20 protein-coding genes are annotated in these 20,250 nt (G+C 69.8%); 10 read left to right on the forward strand and 10 right to left on the reverse strand.

The features are described 5' to 3' along the window. Positions 1-255: 255 nt before the first annotated feature. The 4 genes from CFB81_RS20480 to CFB81_RS20500 all read right to left on the reverse strand — a co-directional run bounded on the left by CFB81_RS20480 (position 256) and on the right by CFB81_RS20500 (position 5,708). Complete coding sequence (locus tag CFB81_RS20480) at positions 256-1,278, reverse strand: Ldh family oxidoreductase (RefSeq protein WP_089436326.1); 1,023 nt, start codon at positions 1,276-1,278, stop codon at positions 256-258. Then, complete coding sequence (locus CFB81_RS20485; RefSeq protein ID WP_089436327.1) at positions 1,271-2,863, reverse strand: aldehyde dehydrogenase (NADP(+)); 1,593 nt, start codon at positions 2,861-2,863, stop codon at positions 1,271-1,273. The genes CFB81_RS20480 and CFB81_RS20485 overlap by 8 nt, the downstream gene beginning before the upstream one ends. Before the next feature lie 72 nt (positions 2,864-2,935). Further along, positions 2,936-4,561: an APC family permease gene (locus tag CFB81_RS20490; RefSeq protein ID WP_089436328.1), complete on the reverse strand. Its 1,626-nt coding sequence runs from the start codon at positions 4,559-4,561 to the stop codon at positions 2,936-2,938. A 226-nt stretch (positions 4,562-4,787) separates the two neighbouring features. After that, a complete protein-coding gene (locus tag CFB81_RS20500; RefSeq protein ID WP_089436329.1) occupies positions 4,788-5,708 on the reverse strand; it encodes a dihydrodipicolinate synthase family protein in 921 nt (306 codons plus the stop codon). A gap of 251 nt (positions 5,709-5,959) precedes the next feature. Here CFB81_RS20500 and CFB81_RS20510 point away from each other — a divergent pair, with 251 nt between their 5' ends. The 8 genes from CFB81_RS20510 (at position 5,960) to CFB81_RS20540 (ending at position 11,164) form a co-directional block, all read left to right on the forward strand. Beyond that, positions 5,960-6,892 (forward strand): 4-hydroxyproline epimerase, encoded by a 933-nt coding sequence (locus CFB81_RS20510; RefSeq protein ID WP_089437080.1) that lies wholly within the window; start codon positions 5,960-5,962, stop codon positions 6,890-6,892. Beyond that, on the forward strand, positions 6,889-8,016 hold the full coding sequence (locus tag CFB81_RS20515) for an FAD-binding oxidoreductase (protein WP_069616345.1): 1,128 nt from the start codon (positions 6,889-6,891) through the stop codon (positions 8,014-8,016). Before CFB81_RS20510 ends, CFB81_RS20515 begins: the two co-directional genes overlap by 4 nt. 127 nt (positions 8,017-8,143) lie before the next feature. Beyond that, a complete protein-coding gene (locus CFB81_RS20520) occupies positions 8,144-8,377 on the forward strand; it encodes a 2Fe-2S iron-sulfur cluster-binding protein (protein WP_089436331.1) in 234 nt (77 codons plus the stop codon). Continuing rightward, positions 8,374-9,642: an FAD/NAD(P)-binding oxidoreductase gene (locus CFB81_RS20525; protein WP_089436332.1), complete on the forward strand. Its 1,269-nt coding sequence runs from the start codon at positions 8,374-8,376 to the stop codon at positions 9,640-9,642. Before CFB81_RS20520 ends, CFB81_RS20525 begins: the two co-directional genes overlap by 4 nt. Before the next feature lie 89 nt (positions 9,643-9,731). After that, a complete protein-coding gene (locus tag CFB81_RS35645) occupies positions 9,732-9,866 on the forward strand; it encodes a hypothetical protein (RefSeq protein ID WP_256976284.1) in 135 nt (44 codons plus the stop codon). Positions 9,867-9,965: 99 nt separating this feature from the next. After that, entirely contained in the window at positions 9,966-10,316 is a 351-nt protein-coding gene (locus CFB81_RS20530) for a metalloregulator ArsR/SmtB family transcription factor (RefSeq protein ID WP_069616347.1), read from the forward strand. Further along, positions 10,306-10,740: a YeeE/YedE family protein gene (locus CFB81_RS20535; RefSeq protein WP_089436333.1), complete on the forward strand. Its 435-nt coding sequence runs from the start codon at positions 10,306-10,308 to the stop codon at positions 10,738-10,740. Before CFB81_RS20530 ends, CFB81_RS20535 begins: the two co-directional genes overlap by 11 nt. Before the next feature lies 1 nt (position 10,741). Beyond that, on the forward strand, positions 10,742-11,164 hold the full coding sequence (locus tag CFB81_RS20540; protein WP_089436334.1) for a DUF6691 family protein: 423 nt from the start codon (positions 10,742-10,744) through the stop codon (positions 11,162-11,164). 109 nt (positions 11,165-11,273) lie between these two features. Here the strand turns inward: CFB81_RS20540 and CFB81_RS20545 are convergent, their stop codons facing one another. Then, on the reverse strand, positions 11,274-11,624 hold the full coding sequence (locus CFB81_RS20545) for a hypothetical protein (RefSeq protein ID WP_089436335.1): 351 nt from the start codon (positions 11,622-11,624) through the stop codon (positions 11,274-11,276). 204 nt (positions 11,625-11,828) lie between these two features. Between CFB81_RS20545 and CFB81_RS20550 the strand changes: the two genes are divergently transcribed. After that, entirely contained in the window at positions 11,829-13,322 is a 1,494-nt protein-coding gene (locus tag CFB81_RS20550; RefSeq protein ID WP_089437081.1) for a PLP-dependent aminotransferase family protein, read from the forward strand. A gap of 84 nt (positions 13,323-13,406) precedes the next feature. On the opposite strand, the gene CFB81_RS20555 is transcribed toward CFB81_RS20550, so the two are convergent. From CFB81_RS20555 to CFB81_RS20565, 3 genes are all read right to left on the reverse strand, one after another. Beyond that, positions 13,407-13,682, reverse strand: coding sequence for a hypothetical protein (locus tag CFB81_RS20555; RefSeq protein WP_089436336.1), 276 nt, complete (start codon positions 13,680-13,682; stop codon positions 13,407-13,409). 96 nt (positions 13,683-13,778) lie between these two features. After that, positions 13,779-15,245: a cytochrome-c peroxidase gene (locus CFB81_RS20560; RefSeq protein ID WP_373452652.1), complete on the reverse strand. Its 1,467-nt coding sequence runs from the start codon at positions 15,243-15,245 to the stop codon at positions 13,779-13,781. Continuing rightward, complete coding sequence (locus CFB81_RS20565) at positions 15,188-16,651, reverse strand: metallophosphoesterase (RefSeq protein ID WP_089436338.1); 1,464 nt, start codon at positions 16,649-16,651, stop codon at positions 15,188-15,190. Before CFB81_RS20565 ends, CFB81_RS20560 begins: the two co-directional genes overlap by 58 nt. 163 nt (positions 16,652-16,814) lie before the next feature. Between CFB81_RS20565 and CFB81_RS20570 the strand changes: the two genes are divergently transcribed. Next, positions 16,815-17,663, forward strand: a complete 849-nt coding sequence (locus CFB81_RS20570; RefSeq protein ID WP_089436339.1) for a class I SAM-dependent methyltransferase — start codon at positions 16,815-16,817, stop codon at positions 17,661-17,663. Between the two features lie 101 nt (positions 17,664-17,764). On the opposite strand, the gene CFB81_RS20575 is transcribed toward CFB81_RS20570, so the two are convergent. Continuing rightward, the gene (locus tag CFB81_RS20575) at positions 17,765-18,076 is read right to left on the reverse strand and encodes a hypothetical protein (RefSeq protein WP_089436340.1); all 312 of its coding nucleotides are present in this window, start codon (positions 18,074-18,076) and stop codon (positions 17,765-17,767) included. Beyond that, entirely contained in the window at positions 18,073-20,094 is a 2,022-nt protein-coding gene (locus CFB81_RS20580) for a BCCT family transporter (RefSeq protein ID WP_089436341.1), read from the reverse strand. Before CFB81_RS20580 ends, CFB81_RS20575 begins: the two co-directional genes overlap by 4 nt. Positions 20,095-20,250: the final 156 nt, after the last annotated feature.

The following is a 20,250-nucleotide window of genomic DNA, read 5'->3' on the forward strand; positions in this document are numbered from 1 at the left end:
AAGGCCTCTCTCGCGCCCGTGCGAACAACCTCTTGAGCTGCGCCCTGGGCAAACTTCGCGATTATCCCACAGCCGCCGGGCGGGCGGCGCCGGCCGGCGCGGGCGGTGCGGCGGACAGCGGCCGGGTGCGCCGCGTGCGCGAGCCCCACCAGACCGAGCAAGCACGAAGCCCGACGCAGGCCATCGCCGGCGCAACCGGGCGGCGGCTCCATCGCCCGTTCCGCCGACGATGAAGCCGCGCCGCTCGATCGCGCGTCAGTCGAGCAGCGTCAGGATCTCGTCGTACAGCGCCTTCGGAATCCGCACCCCATTCGCGATGCTGCGCGCGCGGGCGTCGAAGCGCCGTTGCGACGGCAGCCGCGCGCCCTGCGCGACGATCGATTCGAACATCCGCTCGCCGCGCGCGAGTCCCGCGTCGAGATCGTCGCCGAGAAACACCTTCGGATCGAACGCGATCACGAGTTCGCCGTGGCACGGTGTCGCGCCGACGCCTTCGTCGAAGTCCATCGATTCCCGGCTCGTCATGTCGCCGATCAGCGCGCCGCCGAGCAGCTCGACCATCGCCGCGAGCGCCGAACCCTTGTGGCCGCCGAACGTGCGCATCGCGCCTTGCAGCGCGGCCTTCGGGTCGGTGGTCGGCTGGCCGTCGGCGTCGATCGCCCAGTGCGGCGGAATCGCCTTGCCCTGTTTCGCGTGCAGTTCGATGTCGCCGCGCGCGATCGCGCTCGTCGCGAAATCGAACACGAACGGCTCGCCGCCCGGGCGCGGCCATGCGAACGCGATCGGGTTGGTGCCGAACACGGGCTCGCGGCCGCCTTCCGGCGCGACCCAGCTATGGCTCGGGTTCATCGCGATGCCGACCAGCCCTTCGGCCGCGATCGCCTCGACCTCGGGCCACAGCGCGGAGAAGTGATAGCAGTGGTTGATCGCCATCGCGGCGATGCCGTGCTGCTTCGCCATCTCGACCAGCACGGGCAGCCCGGTTTCGAAGCTCAGCAGCGAGAAGCCGCGATGCGCGTCGACCGCGACGATCGACGACGACAGCTTGCGCAACGTCGGCACGGCCTGCGGATCGACCTTGCCTTTCTTCAGCGAGCGCACGCACACGAGCAGCCGGTACACGCCGTGTGAATGGCATTCGTCGCGCTGGCCCTGCGTGATCACGTTGGCGATGGCGCGCGCATGCGCGTCGGACATCCCGTTGTGCGTCAGCACGCGCAGCGCGAGCGCGTGGACTTCGTCGAGCGACAGCACGACTTCGGCGGTGCGCTCAGACATGGTTCACCTCGCATGGGGCGGGCACGCCGTCGATGCGTCGCGGCACGTGCAGCGGATTGCTGTTGCGGAGCGCGTCCGGCAGCAGCGCGTCCGGCACGTCCTGGTACGACACGGGGCGCAGGAAGCGCTCGATCGCGCGCGCGCCGACCGACGTCGTACGCGTGTCGGACGTCGCCGGGAACGGGCCGCCGTGCACCATCGCGTGGCCGACCTCGACACCCGTGCCGAAGCCGTTGACGAGAATGCGGCCTGCCTTGCGTTCGAGCGTCGGGCGCAGCGCGGCGAACAGCGCGGCGTCGCCGTCGGCGAGATGCGCGGCGACCGTCAACTGGCCTTCGAGCGATTTCAGCACGCGATGCAGCGTGTCGGCGTCCGGGCAGCGCACGACCAGCGACGCGGGGCCGAACACTTCGTCGCGCAGTTCGGGGTGGGCGATGAACGCGTCGGCGGAGGCCGCGAACAGCGCCGCGCGGGCCTGATGGCGGCCGCCTTCGACGCCTTCGGCCAGCAGTTCGACGGCTGAGTGAGCGCGCAGCGCCGCGACGCCTTGCGCATAGCTCGCGTGGATGGCCGGTGTCAGCATCGTCTGCGCGGCCACGGCGCGCACGGCATCGGCCGACGCGGCTTCGAAGGCGCGCAGCGCGGGGCCGTCGACCGCGAGCACGAGGCCCGGATTCGTGCAGAACTGGCCGGCGCCCAGCGTAAGCGACGCGACGAACTGCGATGCGATGGCGTCGTGACGCGCACTGAGCGCGGCGGGACACAGCAGCACGGGATTGATCGAGCTCATTTCCGCATAGACGGGGATCGGCTCGGCTCGCGCGGCCGCGATATGCATCAGCGCCACGCCGCCGCGACGCGAGCCGGTGAAGCCGACGGCCTTGATGCGCGGATCGGCGACGAGCGCCTGGCCGATCTCGCGCGATGCGTCGAACAGCAGCGAGAACACGCCGGCCGGCATCCCGCATTCGCGCACGGCCTGCTGGATCGCGCGGCCGACGAGTTCCGACGTGCCCGGATGCGCGGAATGCGCCTTGACGATCACCGGGCAGCCGGCCGCCAGCGCCGACGCCGTGTCGCCGCCGGCCACCGAGAACGCGAGCGGGAAGTTCGACGCGCCGAACACGGCGACGGGGCCGAGCGCGACGTTGCGCAGGCGCAGGTCGACGCGTGGCAGCGGCTTGCGCTCCGGGCGTGCCGGGTCGATCCGCGCGTCGAGAAAACCGCCGTCCCGCACCAGCGATGCGAACAGCGCGAGCTGCCCGACCGTGCGGCCGCGTTCGCCTTCGATGCGCGCACGCGGCAGCCCCGTTTCGACGACGCAGCGCTCGATCAGCTCGTCGCCGAGCGCCATGACGTGGCGGCCGATCGCATCGAGGAACGCGGCGCGTGCTTCGAGCGACGTTTCGCGATACGTATCGAACGCGTCGTCGGCGAGTGCGCACGCCGTTTCCAGGTCGTGCAGGCTCGCACCGCCGAACGCCGGTTCGAGCGGTTCGCCTGTTGCGGCGGCGAGCGCATGGAGGGTGCCGTTCTGTCCGGCGACGGCCGACTGGCCGATCAGGAGCTGACCTGTGAGTTGCATGGTTTTCCTCGGAAAAAAGCAGGGCCGGGCGTGATGTGCCCGGCCGATGGAAGGGGAAAGGGGGAGGGCGCGTCAGTCCTCGTCGTCGTCGAGTTGCAGCTTGTCGGCGCGCACGCCGGTGTGCGCGCCCCAGTAGTAGATGACGAGCGCGACGGCCGCGACGACGACCGTGTCGTACGGATGCGCGAGCCGGCCCGTGCCGCCGAAGCCGCCGAGATACGACAGCACGATCATCGCCGCATAGAATGCGATCAGCCACGCGGACGAGCGCACCTGCTCGGCGAGACTCAGGTGCGTGGTTGGCACCCAGCGGCGGCACGCGAGATAGATGGCGAACATCGCGATCTGCAGCCCGAGCAGCCAGGACACCGTGCTCCAGCCCGACCAGTAGACGATCAGCGCGGCGATCACGAACGACGCGGGGCCGGTGAGGCCGAACGCGCTGGCGCGGAACGGCCGCGGCAGGTCGGGCGCCGTGCGGCGCAGCGCGGCGACCGACACCGGCGCGACCGCATAGCTCAACACCAGCGCGGCCGACACGATGTTGATCAGCGCTTCCCAGGACGGGAACGGCAGCGTCCAGAAGATCGCGAGGCCGAACGTGAGCCACAGGCCCGCGCGCGGGATGCCCGACGCTTCGTCGACGCGGGTGAACACCTTGAAGAACGTGCCCGTCTTCGCCCAGCCGTAGACCACGCGCGGCGTCGCGTTCATGTAGATGTTGCCGCAGCCGCTCGGCGAGATCATCGCGTCGGCGACGACCATCACCGCGAGCCAGCCGACGCCGAGCGCGAGCGCGATGTCGCGATACGGCAGCGAGAACGCCTTGCTCACGTCGTGCCAGCCGGCGGCGAGCATGTCGGTGGGAATGCTGCCGATGAACGCGAGCTGCAGCAGCACGTAGATCAGCGTCGACAGCAGGATCGACAGGATCAGCGCGATCGGGATCGTGCGCTGCGGATTGCGCACCTCGCTCGCGACCGACACGATCGGCGTGAGCCCGAGATACGCGAAGATGATGCCGCCGGCCGACACGGCCATCTCGATGCCCGGCATGCCGAACGGTGCGAAGCCGTGCACGGTCAGGTTAGCGGGCTTGAAGAACGTGAACAGCACGCCGATCACCGCGAGCGGCACGATGAACTTGAAGACGCTGATGATGTTGTTCGCCTTCGCGAATGTCTTCACGCTCGAATAGTTCAGGTAAAAGAAGAAGCCGAGCAGCGCGGCCTGCACGAGCCAGCCGAGGGTGGTCGGGTCGCTCGATCCTTCGACTGTCAGGCCCGGAAACCACGCGGCCGCATACTGGCGCGCGGCGACGACTTCGATCGCGATCAGGCTCGAGAACGCGATCAGCGTGATGAAGCCCATCAGGTAGCCGAGCAGCGGGCCGTGCGAGAACACCGGGTAGCGCACCACGCCGCCCGCGCGCGGCAGCGCGGCGCCGAGTTCGCAGTAGACGATGCCGAGCAGCAGCACCGCGAAGCCGCCGAGCAGCCACGAGAAGATTCCGGCCGGGCCCGCGATCGTCGATACGTGACTCGCGGCGAACAGCCACCCCGAACCGAAAATGGCGCCGAGACCGATGAACGTGAGATCGGTCAGCGACAGCTGTTTCTTGAACTTGCCGTGACCCGCGCCGGGGCGCGCGGAACGGGAAAGCGGGACAGACGGGTGTGCATTGCCTTGGCCTGGCATGGGCGTGTCTCCTGGGGGAATGTCGGTACAGGCGCGCGTGGCGCGCGCTCCGACGGAGCAGCGCGCACGCCTGCCGGCCGGCGTCGCCCGGTTCGAACGACCGGGGCGGGCCGCGGCCCGTTCACGCGCGGCGTGGGGTGGCGCCGGGGCGAGCGGGCCCGCGGACCATGCCGGACCGCGGACGGCGACGCACAGGGCAAACCCGCGCGCCGCCGCAGGGCGTCGATCAGAGGCCGACGTCGGGCAGCGCCGGGCGCGTGTCGAGCGCCTTCGCGACGATGGCCTTCACTTCAGCGAGCGTGTCGCCTTGCAGCGCGAGGCGCGGCGGACGCGTGACCGCGCTGCCGCGGCCGACCAGTTCTTCGCACAGCTTGATGCACTGCACGAGATCCGGGCGTGCGTCGAGGTGCAGCAGCGGCATGAACCAGCGATACAGCGCGAGCGCTTCGTCGAAGCGCTTTTGCATCGCGAGGCGGAACAGCGTCTCGCCTTCCTTCGGAAACGCGTTCGACATGCCCGACACCCAGCCTTCGGCGCCGACCGCGATGCTCTCGACCACGACGTCGTCGAGGCCCGCGAACAGCACGAAGCGATCGCCGACCGCGTTGCGCAGATCGATGAAGCGGCGCGTATCGCCCGACGAATCCTTGAAGCAGACGATGTTCTCGCAATCCTGCAGCGCGATCAGCACGTCGGGCGTCACGTCGTTCTTGTAGATCGGCGGATTGTTGTAGACCATCACCGGCAGGTCGGTGCTCGTTGCGACCGCGCGGAAGTGCGCGGCGGTTTCGTGCGGCTTCGCCGAGTAGACGAGCGCCGGCATCACCATCACGCCGTCGACGCCGACGCGCTGCGCTTCGCGCACCGTATTGCGCGCGAATTCGGTCGTGAATTCGGCGATGCCGGCGATCACCGGAATCTTGCCGCCGGCCGCATCGCGTGCGGCCTCGATCACCTGAAGCTTCTCGCTCGTCGACAGCGACGTGTTTTCGCCGACCGTGCCGCAGACCACGAGGCCCGACACGCCGTCGTTCACCAGGTTCTTGACCACACGGTGCGTGGCGTCGATGTCGAGGGAAAAGTCCGGCTTGAACTGGGTGCTGACGGCCGGGAAAACCCCGGTCCACTGAATGGCTTTGCGGCTCACTGAAATCTCCTACGTTCGTATCGGTCGGCCGACGGGTGTGTCGGTGTGGCAACCAGTATCGCCGCGCAAACGCCCATCACGCTTGAGTCGTATCGCGGAGCAAAATGACGAAATCGGCACAGCGGCCGGCAGGGGCGGGAAGGGTGCGTCGCACTATGCCGATTTCGTCGTCGTCCTCATCGAAAAGCCACAAGCGGACGAACGCGCGACGGAGGAAGCTATGCTCCTTTCCCCACTTCGGACGGCTCATGATGAAGCGCATCCAGATCATCGATTCGCACACGGGCGGCGAACCCACTCGGCTCGTCGTGTCCGGCTTTCCGTCGCTCGGCAACGGCACGATGGCCGAGCGCCGCGACGTGCTCGCGCGCGAGCACGACCGTTATCGCACCGCGTGCATCCTCGAGCCGCGCGGCAGCGACGTGCTGGTCGGTGCGCTGCTGTGCGACCCGGTGTCGGCCGACGCGGCGGCCGGCGTGATCTTCTTCAACAATAGCGGCTATCTCGGGATGTGCGGGCACGGCACGATCGGCGTCGTGCGCACGCTGCATCACATGGGACGCATCGCGCCCGGCGTGCACCGGATCGAGACGCCGGTCGGCACCGTCGAGGCGACACTGCACGACGACCTGTCGGTCAGCGTGCGCAACGTGCCCGCGTATCGCCACGCACACGGCATCGCGCTCGACGTGCCGGGATACGGCCCCGTGAAGGGCGACGTCGCGTGGGGCGGGAACTGGTTCTTCCTGATCAGCGACCACGGGCAGCGCGTCGCCGGCGACAACGTCGCGGCGCTCACCGCGTACGCGTCGGCCGTGCGCGAAGGGCTCGAACGCGCGGGCGTCACCGGCGCGAACGGCGGCGAGATCGATCACATCGAGCTGTTCGCCGACGATCCCGCGCATGACAGCCGCAGCTTCGTGCTGTGCCCGGGCCTCGCGTACGATCGGTCGCCGTGCGGCACCGGTACGAGCGCGAAGCTCGCGTGCCTCGCGGCCGATGGCAAGCTCGCGCCGGGCGCCGTGTGGCGGCAGGCGAGCGTGATCGGCAGCGTGTTCCACGCGAGCTACGAGCTGGCCGACGGCGGCATCGTGCCGACGATTCGCGGCAGCGCGCACCTGAGCGCGGAAGCGACGCTGCTGATCGACGAAGACGATCCGTTCGGCTGGGGCATCGGGTCGTGAGCGAAACGAAGACCGACGTCGTCGTGATCGGCGCCGGCATCGTCGGCGCGGCGTGCGCGCACGAACTCGCGCAGCGCGGGCTGCGCGTGCTCGTCGTCGACGACGCGAGCGGCGGCGCGACCGGCGCGGGCATGGGGCACCTCGTCGCGATGGACGACAATGCGGCCGAACTCGCGCTGAGCCATTACTCGATCGAACTGTGGCGCGCGTTGAGCGGCGAGATGCCCGACGGCTGCGCATACCGCAACTGCGGCACGCTGTGGCTCGCGGCCGATGCGCACGAGATGGATCTCGCACGCGCGAAGCAGGCGACGCTCGCCGCCCACGGCGTGGCCGGCGAGCTGATCGACGCGGCGGCGCTCGCGCAACTGGAGCCGATGCTGCGCGCGGGCCTCGGCGGCGCGCTGAAGATTCCGGGCGATGCGATCCTCTATGCGCCCGTCACCGCGAACTGGCTGCTGCAGCGCGCGCCGCGCATCACGTTGCGCCGCGAGCGGGCCGTCGCGATCGACGGCCCCAGCGTGACGCTCGCGAGCGGTGACGTGCTGCGCGCGGAGCGTGTGATCGTCGCGAACGGCGTCGCGGCGCGCACGCTGCTGCCCGAACTGCCGCTGCGCCCGAAAAAGGGCCATCTGCTGATTACCGACCGCTATCCGGGCCACGTGTCGCACCAGCTCGTCGAACTCGGCTATGCGGCGAGCGCGCACGCAAGCGACGGCACGTCGGTCGCGTTCAACGTGCAGCCGCGCCCGACCGGCCAACTGCTGATCGGCTCGTCGCGCCAGTTCGACACCGAAGACGCGCAGGTCGAGCCGCCGGTGCTCGCGCGCATGCTGCGCCGCGCGGTCGGCTATCTGCCGGATCTGGCCGACCTGAACGGCATCCGCGCATGGACCGGCTTCCGCTCAGCGAGCCCCGACGGCCTGCCGCTGCTCGGCGAGCACCCGGCGCGGCCGGGCGTGTGGCTCGCGGTCGGGCACGAAGGGCTCGGCGTGACGACCGCGCCGGGCAGCGCGCGGCTCGTCGCCGCGCTGATGGCCGGCGAGCGGCCGTCCATCGATATCGAACCGTATTTGCCGGGACGCTTCCTGAGCGCGTCCCTCGTCACCGGAGCGCTGACATGAAACGACCCCCACGCTCACTTTGTTCGCTGTCGACCGGAGTTGGCGCTTCAGCGCTGACTCCGGTCCCGCGCAAGGCGCCCCCCGCGGGGGCGGTCAACCTCCTTGGGACGGCCCGGCGGAGGCTGGCATGATCATTCATCTGGACGGCCGCGCGCTGACGGTGGCCGACGGTGCGACCGTCGCGGCCGCCGTCGCGGCGAGCGGCGACGACACGACGCGTGTGTCGTGCACGGGCGCGGCGCGAGCACCGTTTTGCGGGATGGGCATCTGCCAGGAATGCCGGATGACGATCGACGGCCGGCGCCGGCTCGCGTGCCAGACGTTGTGCCGCGACGGCATGCAGGTGGGGCGCACGCGATGAAACAGCAACGATTGAGCGTCGACGTCGCGATCGTCGGCGCGGGCCCGGCCGGGCTGTCGGCCGCGCGGGCCGCCGCGCGAAGCGGCGCGACCGTTGCGATCGTCGACGACAACCCGCGGGCGGGCGGGCAGATCTGGCGGCAGCCGGCAGCGGCCGCACCGACGCCGGCCGCCGCCGAACGCCTCGCGGTGCTGCGGCAGCCGAACGTCACGCATCTTGCGGGGACGCGCATCGTCGCCGAAACGCAGCCGGGCATGCTCCTGCTCGAAGACGACGAACGCGGGCTGCTGCTCGATTTCCGGACGCTGATTCTCTGCTGCGGCGCCCGCGAGCTGCTGCTGCCGTTTCCGGGCTGGACCCTGCCGGGCGTGACCGGCGCGGGCGGCTTGCAGGCGCTGATCAAGTACGGGCTCGACGTGCGCGGGCAGCGCACGGTGATCGCGGGCAGTGGGCCGCTGCTGCTGGCGAGCGCGGCGACGGCCCGGCAGGCTGGCGCGCGCGTGTCGCACGTGCTCGAACAGGCCGCATGGGGCGACGTGGCCGGCTTCGGCGCGGGGCTGCGGCGCTGGCCGTCGAAGCTCGCGCAGGCCGCGAAGCTCGTCACGGTCGCGTATCGGCCCGATGCGTACGTCGTCGAGGCATTCGGCGACCAGCGGCTCGAACGCGTGCGAATTCGCCAGGGCGATCGCGAATTCGACGTCGACTGCGACCGGCTCGCGTGCGGCTTCGGCCTCGTGCCGAATACCGTGCTGCCGAGCCATCTCGGATGCCGGATCGAGCATGGCGCGGTGGCGGTCGACGCGCACCAGCGCACGAGCCGCGACGGATGTTTCGCGGCGGGCGAGTGCACGGGCGTCGGTGGCAGCGAGCTGGCGATGGCCGAAGGCGAGATCGCCGGCTACGCGGCGACCGGCCAGACCGCACATCTGGCCGCGCTGATCGCACGGCGCGCGCACTGGCAGGCTTTCGCGGATGCCGTGCGCGAGCGCTTCGCGATCCGGGAGCCGATCCGCCGGCTCGCACGACCCGACACGCTGCTGTGTCGTTGCGAAGACGTGCGGTTCGATGCGGTCGCGCGGGAACCGGGCTGGACGGCCGCCAAACTGCAGTCGCGCTGCGGGATGGGTGCGTGCCAGGGCCGCGTGTGCGGCGCGGCCGCGCAGGCGCTGTTCGGCTGGACGCCGCCGGCGCCGCGCACGCCGCTCGTGCCCGCGCGGGTCGGCACGCTGATGCTCGACGGCACGGAGTCCTGCGACCGCGCGTGACGCGTGAAGCGTCGCGGTGAAGCGGCCCGGTTCAGGCCGGGCCGTGTCTTTTACTTCAGCTTCACTTTGGATCGATGGCGGGTGACGCAATGCTGTCGACCGCCTTCGCCGTCGTTGCCGCGCCATGTGTGATCGCGGCGGTCGCCGTGCTGGCGCTCGGCGTGGTTCGCGCCTGCGCGGTACGCGCGGTGGCTGCCGACGGGACGGCTGGCAAGCAGGTCTGACAGACGGAACGGCGGCCGGATTGCCGATCCTGCAATCAGCGGGACACAACAATATATAAATTTATATAATATTGATTCTTTAATCGTATTCCCGCTCCGATGAACGACGATCTTCCCGCCGGGTTGCCAGGGCCCGATCAGATGCGCGCCGCCGCCGAATCGGCGTGCGCGCTCCTCAAGGTGATGTCGAATCCCGACCGGCTGCTGCTGCTGTGCGAACTGTCGCAGGGTGAGCGCTGCGTGAGCGATCTCGAGGCGCGCCTGGACATCCATCAACCGACGCTGTCGCAGCAGCTTGGTGTATTGCGGGACAACGCGCTGGTTCGTACGCGCCGCGAAGGCAAGACGATCCGCTATTCGCTCGACAGTCCGGCCGTGGTCGCGATGATGGGCGTGCTGTACGAGCAGTTTTGCGGGGCGACCGCGAAGGAGGCGCGCGATGCAGGTTGATGCACTTCATTTCACGCCGTGGCCGTCGCTGGCCGGCGGCGTGCTGATCGGGCTCGCGGCGGCGTGGCTCGTCGTGTTCAACGGCCGGATTGCCGGTATCAGCGGGATCGTCGGCGGCCTGATGACGGCGGGCGGCGCAGAGCGCGGTTGGCGCGCCGCGTTCGTCGCCGGGCTGATCGCCGCGCCCGTCGCGATGCGTTTCGTCGGGAGCAGCCTGACGCCGCAGGTCGCCGCCAGTTGGCCTGAATTGCTGGCGGCCGGGCTGCTGGTCGGGATCGGCACGCGGTACGCGGGCGGCTGCACGAGCGGTCACGGTGTGTGCGGGATATCGCGCGGGGCGCTGCGTTCGGTGGTCGCGACGGCGACCTTCATGGTTGCCGGCTTCGCGACCGTCTTCGTGCGGCTGCACGTGCCGGGAGGCTGACATGCAGGCAGGATTCGCGTTTCTGGCGGGGCTGCTGTTCGGCGTCGGCCTCATCGTGTCGGGCATGGCCAATCCGCAGAAGGTGCTCGGTTTCCTCGATCTCGCAGGCCGCTGGAATCCGTCGCTCGCGTTCGTGATGGCGGGCGCGATCGGTGTCGCGGTGTTCGCGTTCGCGTGGGCGAAGCGCCGGACACGATCGTGGCTCGGCTTGCCGATGCAGTTGCCGGCCGCCCGGACGATTACCGTTCGCCTCGTCGCCGGAAGTGCGGTGTTCGGCATCGGCTGGGGGATTGCCGGGTTCTGTCCGGGCCCCGCGATCGTGTCGATCGGCTTCGGGTCGGCCAAGGGAATCGGGTTCGTCGTCGCGATGCTGGCCGGGATGGCGCTGTTCGAGTGGATCGAGCGTCGGCGGAACGGGCGGTGAGGCGGCGGCACGCTCGCTGGACGCGGCCGCTCGGAACATCACACGTTCATCGATCACCGCGATGATGCGGTGACCTCCCTGTGTTTCCCGCGGCGGGCAAGTCGTGATGTCAGACATGCTCGCTCACGTGGCGGCCGCCGCGCACTCGCCCGGACAGCCGGCGCAGGATGCCGCGGCACACCGAGAGCATGCCGCTTCGACCTGACGGTTCCACGATCGTCGTGCTGACCACGCGGCTGCCGCGAGCCGACAGCGCGACGTGACCGGCGGTTTCGAGCGTCAGGCATTCGCCTTCGTCGAGTTCGCGGCGAATGTATTGCGGTACATCGGGCAGCCAGTCGAGCCCGGCGTGGCGCAGCGTGACCGCCAGCGCGCCGTCCAGCACGATCAACTGGCTGCCCTTGTCGAACCACGCAAAGTGGCTTTGCCCGGCGTCGAGCCGGAGGTGTTGCGTCCGCATGGCGATTCCCTTTTCCCGGTTGCTCCGGTTGCGCGGCCTCGTGACGACGAGGCGACAGCGTGCAATCAGGTTAGGGAAACGGACGTGCGCACGACAGATTCAGGGGACGGGAATCTGTTGCGGTGCAGGCGACGATTTCGGGCTGCTGTATCGGTGGGTTTTTCCCGGATCTGTATCTGGCGTGCGGTGGCGGCCGCGGGCACGATGGTTCGCATGACGATTTTCGCCGACGCATCCCGCACGCCTTTGCCGATGGACGGCGAGCCGCTTTACGAACGGCTCGCCGAACATTACCGCCGCATCATCGCGGCCGGCACGCTGTCGCCCGGCGACCGGATGCCGTCCGTTCGCGCGTGCATGGCGCAGCACGGCGTCAGCCTGTCGACCGCGATCCAGGCGTTTCGGCGGCTCGAGGATGCGGGCTGGTGCGACGCGAAGCCGCGTTCGGGTTACTTCGTGCGCCGCCGCACGGCGGCCGTGCTCGACACGCTGCCGGAAAGCGACGTGCCGCCGCTGAGCGTCGAGCCGCCGTTCGCGGGGCTGCACGAACGCGTATCGCGCGCGATCGACCGTGCGAACGCGGCGACCGATGCGTTGAATCTCGGCGGCGCATCCGCGCACGCCGCGCTGTATCCGACCGAGCGCCTGCAGGCGCTGGCGATCCGGCTGCTGCGGCGCAAGCCCACATTGCTGACCGACGCGGGGCCCGTCGGCGGTTCGCCCGAATTCCGGCAGACGATGGCCAAACGCGCGTTGTCCTACGGCGTGACGCTGACGCCGGACGACGTGATGTCGACGAGCGGCGGCGTCGATGCGGTGAATCTCGCGTTGCGTGCGGTCGCACGGCCCGGCGACACGATCGCGATCGAATCGCCGGCCTTCTTCGGCCTGATCCAGTTGCTCGAAAGCCTCGGCCTGAAGGCGCTCGAAATCCCGGCAAGCCCGACGACCGGCCTGTCGATCGAGGCGCTCGAAGTGGCGCTGGTTGCCTATCCGGACATCCGGGCCGTGGTCGTCGTGCCGAACCTGCAAAACCCGCTCGGCTGCGTGATGCCCGACGAGCGCAAGGCCGAGCTCGTCGCGCTGTGTTCGTACCACGGTGTGGCCGTGATCGAGGACGAGCCTTATCGCGAGCTCGTCGAGGCGCCGCAGGCCGTCAGGCCGGTCAAGGCATGGGATCGCGACGGCACGGTGATCTACTGCCCGTCGTTCAACAAGGTACTGGCTCCCGGGATGCGGCTCGGCTGGATGAGTGCGGGCCGCTGGCATGCGCGCGTGAGGATGCTGAAATTCGCGCACAGCCGGCACAACGCCGCGCTGTTGCAGGCCGTTGCGGCTGAATTCGTGGGCTCGGGCGCGTTCGATCGGCACCTGCACCGGTTCCGCGAACAGTTGCGTGTGCAGCGCGACGTGACGATCGACGCGATTGCGCGTCATTTCCCGGCCGGCACGCGGATGAACCAGCCGCTGGGCGGGATGCTGCTGTGGATCGCGTTGCCGGAAGGCGTGCGCTCCGATGCGCTGTTCGACGCCGCGCTGGCGCACGGAGTCAAGATCGCACCCGGTTCGATCTTCTCGAATTCGGACCGTTTCGACGGCTATATCCGGCTCGCCTGCACGCGCGTATTCGATGCGGCGCACGAGGCGGCGTTCGACACACTCGGCCGCCTCGTACGGGAAGCCATGGCGGCCGCGTAAGCGCGACGGCGGCGGCCGGCCGGGCTTGCGAATACGCGAGTGCTCCGGCCGGACGCGGCACCGAAGCGGCAAGCCGCCGCCATTTCATCGGCCGACCGAATGCGTGGCCAGGTGCTGGCGAATCAGCGACAGGTAACGATCGCCGACCGAGAAATCGCGTGCCGCGCGCGGCTGGGCGGCCGGGCGCAGCGTGGCCGGCGCGCTCATGCCCAGATACCGGCACACGGCGGACGGAAAGGGCTTGCGCGTATGCCCGAGCTGACGCGCCGCGCGCTCGACGCGGGCATCGCCGACCTGGGCACGCAGCCACGCCAGTACTTGGCGATCGGTGTCGTTGACGATACGGACCAGATGTTCCATCGCGCACCTCACTGTTCATAAATACAGTACTGTAAATATAACCAGTGTTTGCGCGAACCGCAAGCAGGGGCGCGTCGGCTGGCCGTTCGGCCAGGGTCAGCGCGCCGGCGCGGCAGTGCGCGCGACGCGGGCCGCCGGGGCCGCAGGGGCCGCAGGGGCCGCAGGGGCGGCCGGCGCGGCCCGGCCGGTATAGCGCGCATCGGTCAGCGTGCCGAGGAACGCGACGATGTCGTCGATTTCCGCGTCGGTCAGCGCGGGCGGCGTGCCGGGCCGGCGGTTCATCGGCGTCGAATTGACGTTGATGTTGCCGCGATAGGCGGCCGGCACGTCGTCGAAGGTCTTGGCGCCGTGATACCAGAAGCCGGGATCGGTCGAGCGCGTGTTGTAGAACGCGACCGCGTCGCGCAGCGTCGTGAACACGCCGTTGTGCATGAACGTCTGCTTGACCGCGACGTTGCGCAGCCCCGGCGTGCGCAGGTAGCCGCACCATTGCGTCGGCTCGGGCCAGCGCAGCCGGCGCGCGGTGTCGCACAGCCCGTTGTCGAAATGGCGCGGATCGCGGTTCGCCGGCAGCGCGCGGTTGCGCGGCACCGCGATCGCGTCGTAGCCGAAATCGGTGAACAGCGAGCGCTCCGGGCGGCTCGACGTGTCCGACAGCGTATGGCAGGTCATGCAATTGCCCTTGTCCGGATTCCGGAACAGCGCGAGGCCGCGCATCTCGGCCGGCGCGAGCGGCTTGCGCGTGCGCAGGAACGCGTCGAAGCGCGACGTGAACGGCGCCATCTCGTCGCTCTGCAGATAGGCTTCGACGGCCGTGCCCAGCGCGCGCACCAGTTGCTCGGGATCGCGCCGCACCGGCGCGCCGAAGCGCGCGGCGAGAGCGGGCGCGAGTTCGGTCGCATCGACCTTGCGCAGCAACGCGGCCGGCGACCGGTTGTTCATCTCGTTCGGATCGAACAGCGGCCCGCGGATCTGCTCGGCGAGCGTATCCGCGCGGCCGTCGCTGAACAGGCCGCCGAACGGCGACGGCGCGGGCGCATCGTCGTCCTGGTAGAAGTGGCGGCGCGGCACGTAGCGCACATACAGCAGCGACGGCGCGTTGCGCTGGCTGAAGCGTCCGGGCCGGCTGCCCTCCGGCACGCCGGGCCCCGCGAGCGACGCGGCCGACAGCGTCGGCGCGAACGCGCGGCCCGGATCGTGACAGCCCGCGCACGACATGCCGCGCGGCTCGGACAGCCGCGGGTCGAAGAAGATCCGGCGGCCGAGCGCGACGAGCGTCGGGTCCGGCGCGAAGCGCGCGGCGGCCGCGTCGATCTTGCCCGTTACCTGCGGCGTGCCGTTGCCGATCGTGTCGACGACCCGCGACGGCGGCGCACCGGGAAGCAGGACCGTTTCGGCCGGCGCGGCGTGAGCCGCGAATGCCAGGCCGGCGAGTACGACCGCGACTACGCGCTGCAGCGTCCGCCGGCCACGCTCGCCGCGGCCGTCACATTGAACTTCTTCCGTCACGGCGCGATGAACCCCGTCTTGTCGCAGGCGAGCGTCCTGCCCGACTGATTGCATGACGCCAGCAGCTTGCCGGCCGCCGAATACGCATGGAACATCCAGCCCGTCGCCGGCGCGGCGTTGCGCTCCATGATCAGGAAACCAAAGCTGTTGTTGTGCGACAGCCGTTCGATCACCGCGCCCGGCGCGGGCGTCAGGCCGGCCGGGAACGGGTCGGGCAGCGCGACGTCGAGGTTGTCGCCGCCGTTGCCGGACACGATCGTCGCCGGGTGCCCGGACGAGAAGTTGATCGCCTGGAAATCGTGCACGTGGCCGTGCAGCGCGACGTGCACGCCCGGCGGGTAGTACGCCTGCGCGTTGAGGCTCGACATCACCGACTGCAGCGCGAGGTTGCCCGGCGCGGGCGTGCTGCCGGCGATCGGCGCGAACGCAAGGATCGGATGATGGTTCGTGAAGATCGTCGTCGTCATGCCGGCCTTCGACGCGAGCGCCGCGACCGTCTGGAACTGCTTCTGGTAGATGCCGAACTGCGCGTCGGTCGTCTTCAGCGGCGTGCGGCCGACCTTCGCCGTGTCGAACACGATCACCTGCGAGCCGGCGCCGAGCGACACCGCATAGGGTTCCGAATAGTTCGCGGTGTTGTCGTTGGCCGGATCGTCGCACGAGCGTGCGGCCGAATACGGGCGCGGGTCGAGAAAGCGGAACCAGCCCTGGCCCGCACGCGCGCATTCCTCGTGATTGCCGCGCACGACGACCCACGGCGCCTTCGCGAGCAACGCCGCGGCCGGGCGGAACAGGTCGGCCTGCCACGTATCCCAGCCGTAGCCCCACGGGCTGTCCTTGCAGCCGGCGATGTCCGGCGGGCACGCGTTCTCGCGATAGTGGTAGTCGCCGACGTGCAGCACGAGATCGGGCGACAGCTTCGCGACGCTGGCCGCGATCGTGCCGAGCGGCCAGACCGCGGCATCGTTGCACGCCTGCCATGCATTGTCGGCCTTCTTCATCCGGCAGCCCGTGTCGGCGATGATCGCGATGCGCTGCGGCTGCGCTTTCGGCAGCGGCAGCGTGCGGCCCGCGACGCTCGCCGCCTGCGCGCCGGCCGGCAGCGTGGTTTCGCAGACGGACACCGGGAAGCTCGACGGTTTCGAATCGGCCGGGTCGCTGGCGGTCGGCCGTTGGGCGACGGTCGCGGCGGCTGCGCGCAGTGCCATGCGCGATACCTTGCCGTCGACGTTCAGTTGCGGGCACAGCGGATCGCCGGCCGACGCGGGCGCATAGTTCGTGATCACGCGCGCGATCGCCTGGTTCGCATCGCCGATCTCGACCCATGCGGCCTGGACGTTGGCCGACGCGCTGGCCGGATCGTCCGGCGTATCGATGTGATTCGAGCACGCGGACAGCGCGGCGAGGGCAGCAAGGGGAGCGCAGCGCACGAGCAGGCCGCGCGTGAGGAATCGTCGCATGGGAGGGGCAGGCACCGTAGGAAAGTCGTCAACGATACGCAGCGCGAATGTAAGAAATGTGAAAACGGGGCGTGACGGCGCGCATGCCGACCGGCCTTGACTTCAAGCCGGCTTGAAGCAGCACAGTCCGGTTCGTGATCAATGAAACGAAAGGGGATCGACGATGGAAGCCAACCGGCCCAACGAAGCGCAATCCGCGTTATGGAACGGTCCGTCGGGGCGCGCATGGGTCGATGCGCAGGCGACGATGGACCGGATGTTCGAGCCGTTCGAAACGCTGCTGGCGGACGCCGTGGCAGCGTCGTCCGCCAGCAGCGTGCTCGATGTGGGCTGCGGCACGGGCGCGGTCACGCTCGCGATCGCGCGGCGGCTCGGCGCGAACGCGCAGTGCACGGGCATCGACATTTCGGCGCGGATGATCGACGCCGCCCGGGCGCGTGCCGAACGCAGCGGCCTGCGCGCCCGGTTCGTGTGCGCGGACGGGCAGACGCACGCATTCGAGCCGGCGAGCGTCGACCTGATCGTGTCGCGCCTCGGCGTGATGTTCTTCGACGATCCGGTGCGCGCGTTCGCGAACCTGCGGCAGGCGGCGCGACCGGGCGCACGGATGCGGTTCGTCGCGTGGCGCGGCGCGGCCGACAACCCGTTCATGACGACGGCCGAGCGGGCGGCCGCGCCGTTGCTGCCGAACTTGCGTGCGCGGCAGCCGGGCGCGCCCGGGCAGTTCGCGTTCGGCGACCGGCAGCGGGTCGCGTCGGTGCTGTCGGACAGCGGCTGGGCCGACGTTGCGATCGAGCCGGTCGATCGGACGTGCGTGCTGCCGGCGTCCGCGCTGGGCGACTATATTGCCCGGCTGGGCCCGGTCGGCCTTGCGTTGCTGGAGACGGACGAGGCGACGCGGCGGCGTGTGGTGGACACGATGCGCGCGGCGTTCGAGCGGTACGTGCATGGCGCCGAGGTACGCTTCGAGGCGGCGTGCTGGCTCGTGACGGCGCGCGCGCCGTCCGCATGACATGTAGCGTGAAAGCAGCGGATGAGGAACGCGTGGCCGCCCGTTCGCCCGGCAGGCGGCCGTGCCCGCGTGGCGAAGTGGGGCCGCGCGACCCGCGTGCGTCAGCGTTTGCGCGCGCGCAGCATCAGCCACGCGCAGCCACCGGCGACCAGCGCAAGCCCGAGCAGGACGGCCTCGGCGCCGAGCGCGAAACTGGGCGGCATTGCGCCGCTGTTCGGCACCGGCGACAGGTTGCCGCCCATCGCGACGGCGCCGCCGGCGAGCAGCGCCGCGCAGACGATCCAGTAGGCCTTGCCGAGCGGCGCCGCGGCGCGGATTCGCCACAGCGCGATGCCGGCGCCGCCGAGGTAGAGCACCGCGAGCGTGCCGAGCGCGATGACGTCGGCCGCGCGGCTGTGCGGCAGCCCGCTCATTCGGCCTCCGTCGCGTGTCCGGGTGCACGGCTCAGCAGGTGCGTGCGCTTGTCTGCCGCGAGCGACACGTAGCGTTCGTACTGGCGCAGCACGTCGGCGATCACCTCGTCGCCGCGCAGGTATTCGACGTCGTAGCCGAGCCGGCCGTCCTCGAAGAACGTGACGATGCCATGGACGTGCGCACGCGATGCATCCGGTTCGGCTGCCTCGCGCACGAGGAACGCGGCCGCGGATTTCGCGGTGACGCGCACGCCGTATACGAAATCGCGATGTTCGGCGGTCGGCACGGTGAGCCGCACCGCATCGTCGCTATCGCGCTGCACGTGCGCATCGACGCCGCTCGCGCGCAATTCGTCGGCGACCTTGCGCAGCGCCGGTTCGACCGTTTCCGCGACGAACTGGCGCGCCTCGGCCTCGGTCGTCTGCCGCAGGATGTGCGTCAGGCGATGGCGCCAGTGCTGGCCGGTCCAGAAGCTCGTTGCAGGCGCAACGTCCTGCGAATAGTGTGCGCGGTCGGCCGCGAGCCCGCGCCACAGCCCGTAACAGAGCGCGAGCATGATGATGGCGACCGGCAGCGCGGCGATCAGCGTCATCGCCTGCAGCGCGCCGAGCCCGCCCGCGACGAGCAGCACCGCGGCCGTCACGCCGAGCAGCGCGGCCCAGAACAGCCGCTGCCACACCGGCGAATGCGCGTTGCCGCGCGTCGCGATCTGGTCGATCACGAACGCGCCCGAATCAGCGGACGTGACGAAGAACACCGCGATCAGCACGATCGCGACGATCGACAGCAGTTGCGGCAACGGCAGGAAATCGAAGAAGCGGAACAGCAGCGCATCGACGTTGGTCGCCGTCTGCGCGAGCGCGCCGGCCGCGCCGTGCGTGTCGAGCCAGATCGCGCTGTTGCCGAACACGGTCATCCAGACGAGATTGAACGCGGTCGGCACGAGCAGCACGCCGATCACGAACTGTCGGATCGTGCGGCCGCGCGAGATGCGCGCGATGAACATGCCGACGAACGGCGACCACGACACCCACCACGCCCAGTAGAGGATCGTCCAGCCGCCGAACCAGCCTTCCTCGCGCGGCGGCGCGTACGCGTACGTGCGGAACGACAGGTCGACGAGGCTCGACAGGTATTGGCCGATGTTGTCGCCGAGCGCGCGCAGCAGGAACGCCGTCGGGCCCGCGACCACCACGAACGCAAGCAGCAGGAACGCGAGCAGCAGGTTCAGCTCGGACAGCCGGCGCACGCCTTTGTCGAGGCCGGTCGCGGCCGACACGCCCGCGAGGATCACGACTACCGCGACGAGCCCGATGCGGAACAGGTTGCTGCCCGTGTCCCAGCCGGCGACCGTCTGCAGGCCCGCGCTCAGCTGCATCACGCCGTAGCCGAGCGTCGTCGCGATCCCGGCGACCGTGCCGACCAGCGCGAACGCATCGACGGTATGGCCGACCCATCCGTTGATGCGCTCGCGCAGCACCGGATAGAGCCCGGAGCGCAGCGTGAGCGGCAGGTTGTAGCGAAAGCCGAAGTACGCGAGCACGAGCCCCATCAGCCCGTAGATCGCCCACGCATGGAAGCCCCAGTGGAAGAACGTCATCAACATCGCTTCGCGCGCGGCGGCGGGCGTGCCGGGGTCGACGGTCGGCGGCTTCAGGAAATGCTGCATCGGCTCGCCGACGCCGAAGTACATCAGGCCGATGCCCATGCCGGCCGCGAACAGCATGGCCGTCCACGACACGAAGCTGAATTCGGGTTCGGCATCGTCGGGGCCGAGCCGGATATTGCCGAAGTCGCTGGCGGCGATCAGCACGAGAAACACGAGGAAGCCGGTGACGGCGAGCACGTAGAACCAGTCGAAACGTGCGATGACCCATTGCTGGCCGGCGGAGAACAGCGCGCCGGCTTCGCTCGGGCGCAGTGCGCACACGACGAGCAGCGCGCCGATGACGACGAGCGCGGGCAGAACGACCTGCGGCTTGAATGTCGTGCGAGGCGAGGGACGGGAATCCGGCATGGCGGGCATCCAGTTGTGGGCGCAACGAAGCGCGACGCCGCCCGGCGCATGGTACGCGTCGGACCCTGATACGGCGTGCGTCGAGTGTACCGCGGTGTCAGGACTGCAAGAAGAGGGCATGCAGAAGGGTAAGCCTGACGGATTGTAAGGTATCGC

The organism is Burkholderia sp. AU28863 (assembly GCF_002223195.1).
GTDB classification, from domain to species: domain Bacteria; phylum Pseudomonadota; class Gammaproteobacteria; order Burkholderiales; family Burkholderiaceae; genus Burkholderia; species Burkholderia sola.

Coding starts and splice junctions, on each gene's coding strand:
- CFB81_RS20480 (WP_089436326.1), bottom strand. CDS start 1,278: ATGTCTGAGCGCACCGCCGAAGTCGTGCTGTCGCTCGACGAAGTCCAC.
- CFB81_RS20485 (WP_089436327.1), bottom strand. CDS start 2,863: ATGCAACTCACAGGTCAGCTCCTGATCGGCCAGTCGGCCGTCGCCGGA.
- CFB81_RS20490 (WP_089436328.1), bottom strand. CDS start 4,561: ATGCCAGGCCAAGGCAATGCACACCCGTCTGTCCCGCTTTCCCGTTCC.
- CFB81_RS20510 (WP_089437080.1), top strand. CDS start 5,960: ATGAAGCGCATCCAGATCATCGATTCGCACACGGGCGGCGAACCCACT.
- CFB81_RS20520 (WP_089436331.1), top strand. CDS start 8,144: ATGATCATTCATCTGGACGGCCGCGCGCTGACGGTGGCCGACGGTGCG.
- CFB81_RS20525 (WP_089436332.1), top strand. CDS start 8,374: ATGAAACAGCAACGATTGAGCGTCGACGTCGCGATCGTCGGCGCGGGC.
- CFB81_RS35645 (WP_256976284.1), top strand. CDS start 9,732: ATGCTGTCGACCGCCTTCGCCGTCGTTGCCGCGCCATGTGTGATCGCG.
- CFB81_RS20530 (WP_069616347.1), top strand. CDS start 9,966: ATGAACGACGATCTTCCCGCCGGGTTGCCAGGGCCCGATCAGATGCGC.
- CFB81_RS20535 (WP_089436333.1), top strand. CDS start 10,306: ATGCAGGTTGATGCACTTCATTTCACGCCGTGGCCGTCGCTGGCCGGC.
- CFB81_RS20540 (WP_089436334.1), top strand. CDS start 10,742: ATGCAGGCAGGATTCGCGTTTCTGGCGGGGCTGCTGTTCGGCGTCGGC.
- CFB81_RS20545 (WP_089436335.1), bottom strand. CDS start 11,624: ATGCGGACGCAACACCTCCGGCTCGACGCCGGGCAAAGCCACTTTGCG.
- CFB81_RS20550 (WP_089437081.1), top strand. CDS start 11,829: ATGGTTCGCATGACGATTTTCGCCGACGCATCCCGCACGCCTTTGCCG.
- CFB81_RS20555 (WP_089436336.1), bottom strand. CDS start 13,682: ATGGAACATCTGGTCCGTATCGTCAACGACACCGATCGCCAAGTACTG.
- CFB81_RS20560 (WP_373452652.1), bottom strand. CDS start 15,245: ATGCAATCAGTCGGGCAGGACGCTCGCCTGCGACAAGACGGGGTTCAT.
- CFB81_RS20565 (WP_089436338.1), bottom strand. CDS start 16,651: ATGCGACGATTCCTCACGCGCGGCCTGCTCGTGCGCTGCGCTCCCCTT.
- CFB81_RS20570 (WP_089436339.1), top strand. CDS start 16,815: ATGGAAGCCAACCGGCCCAACGAAGCGCAATCCGCGTTATGGAACGGT.
- CFB81_RS20575 (WP_089436340.1), bottom strand. CDS start 18,076: ATGAGCGGGCTGCCGCACAGCCGCGCGGCCGACGTCATCGCGCTCGGC.
- CFB81_RS20580 (WP_089436341.1), bottom strand. CDS start 20,094: ATGCCGGATTCCCGTCCCTCGCCTCGCACGACATTCAAGCCGCAGGTC.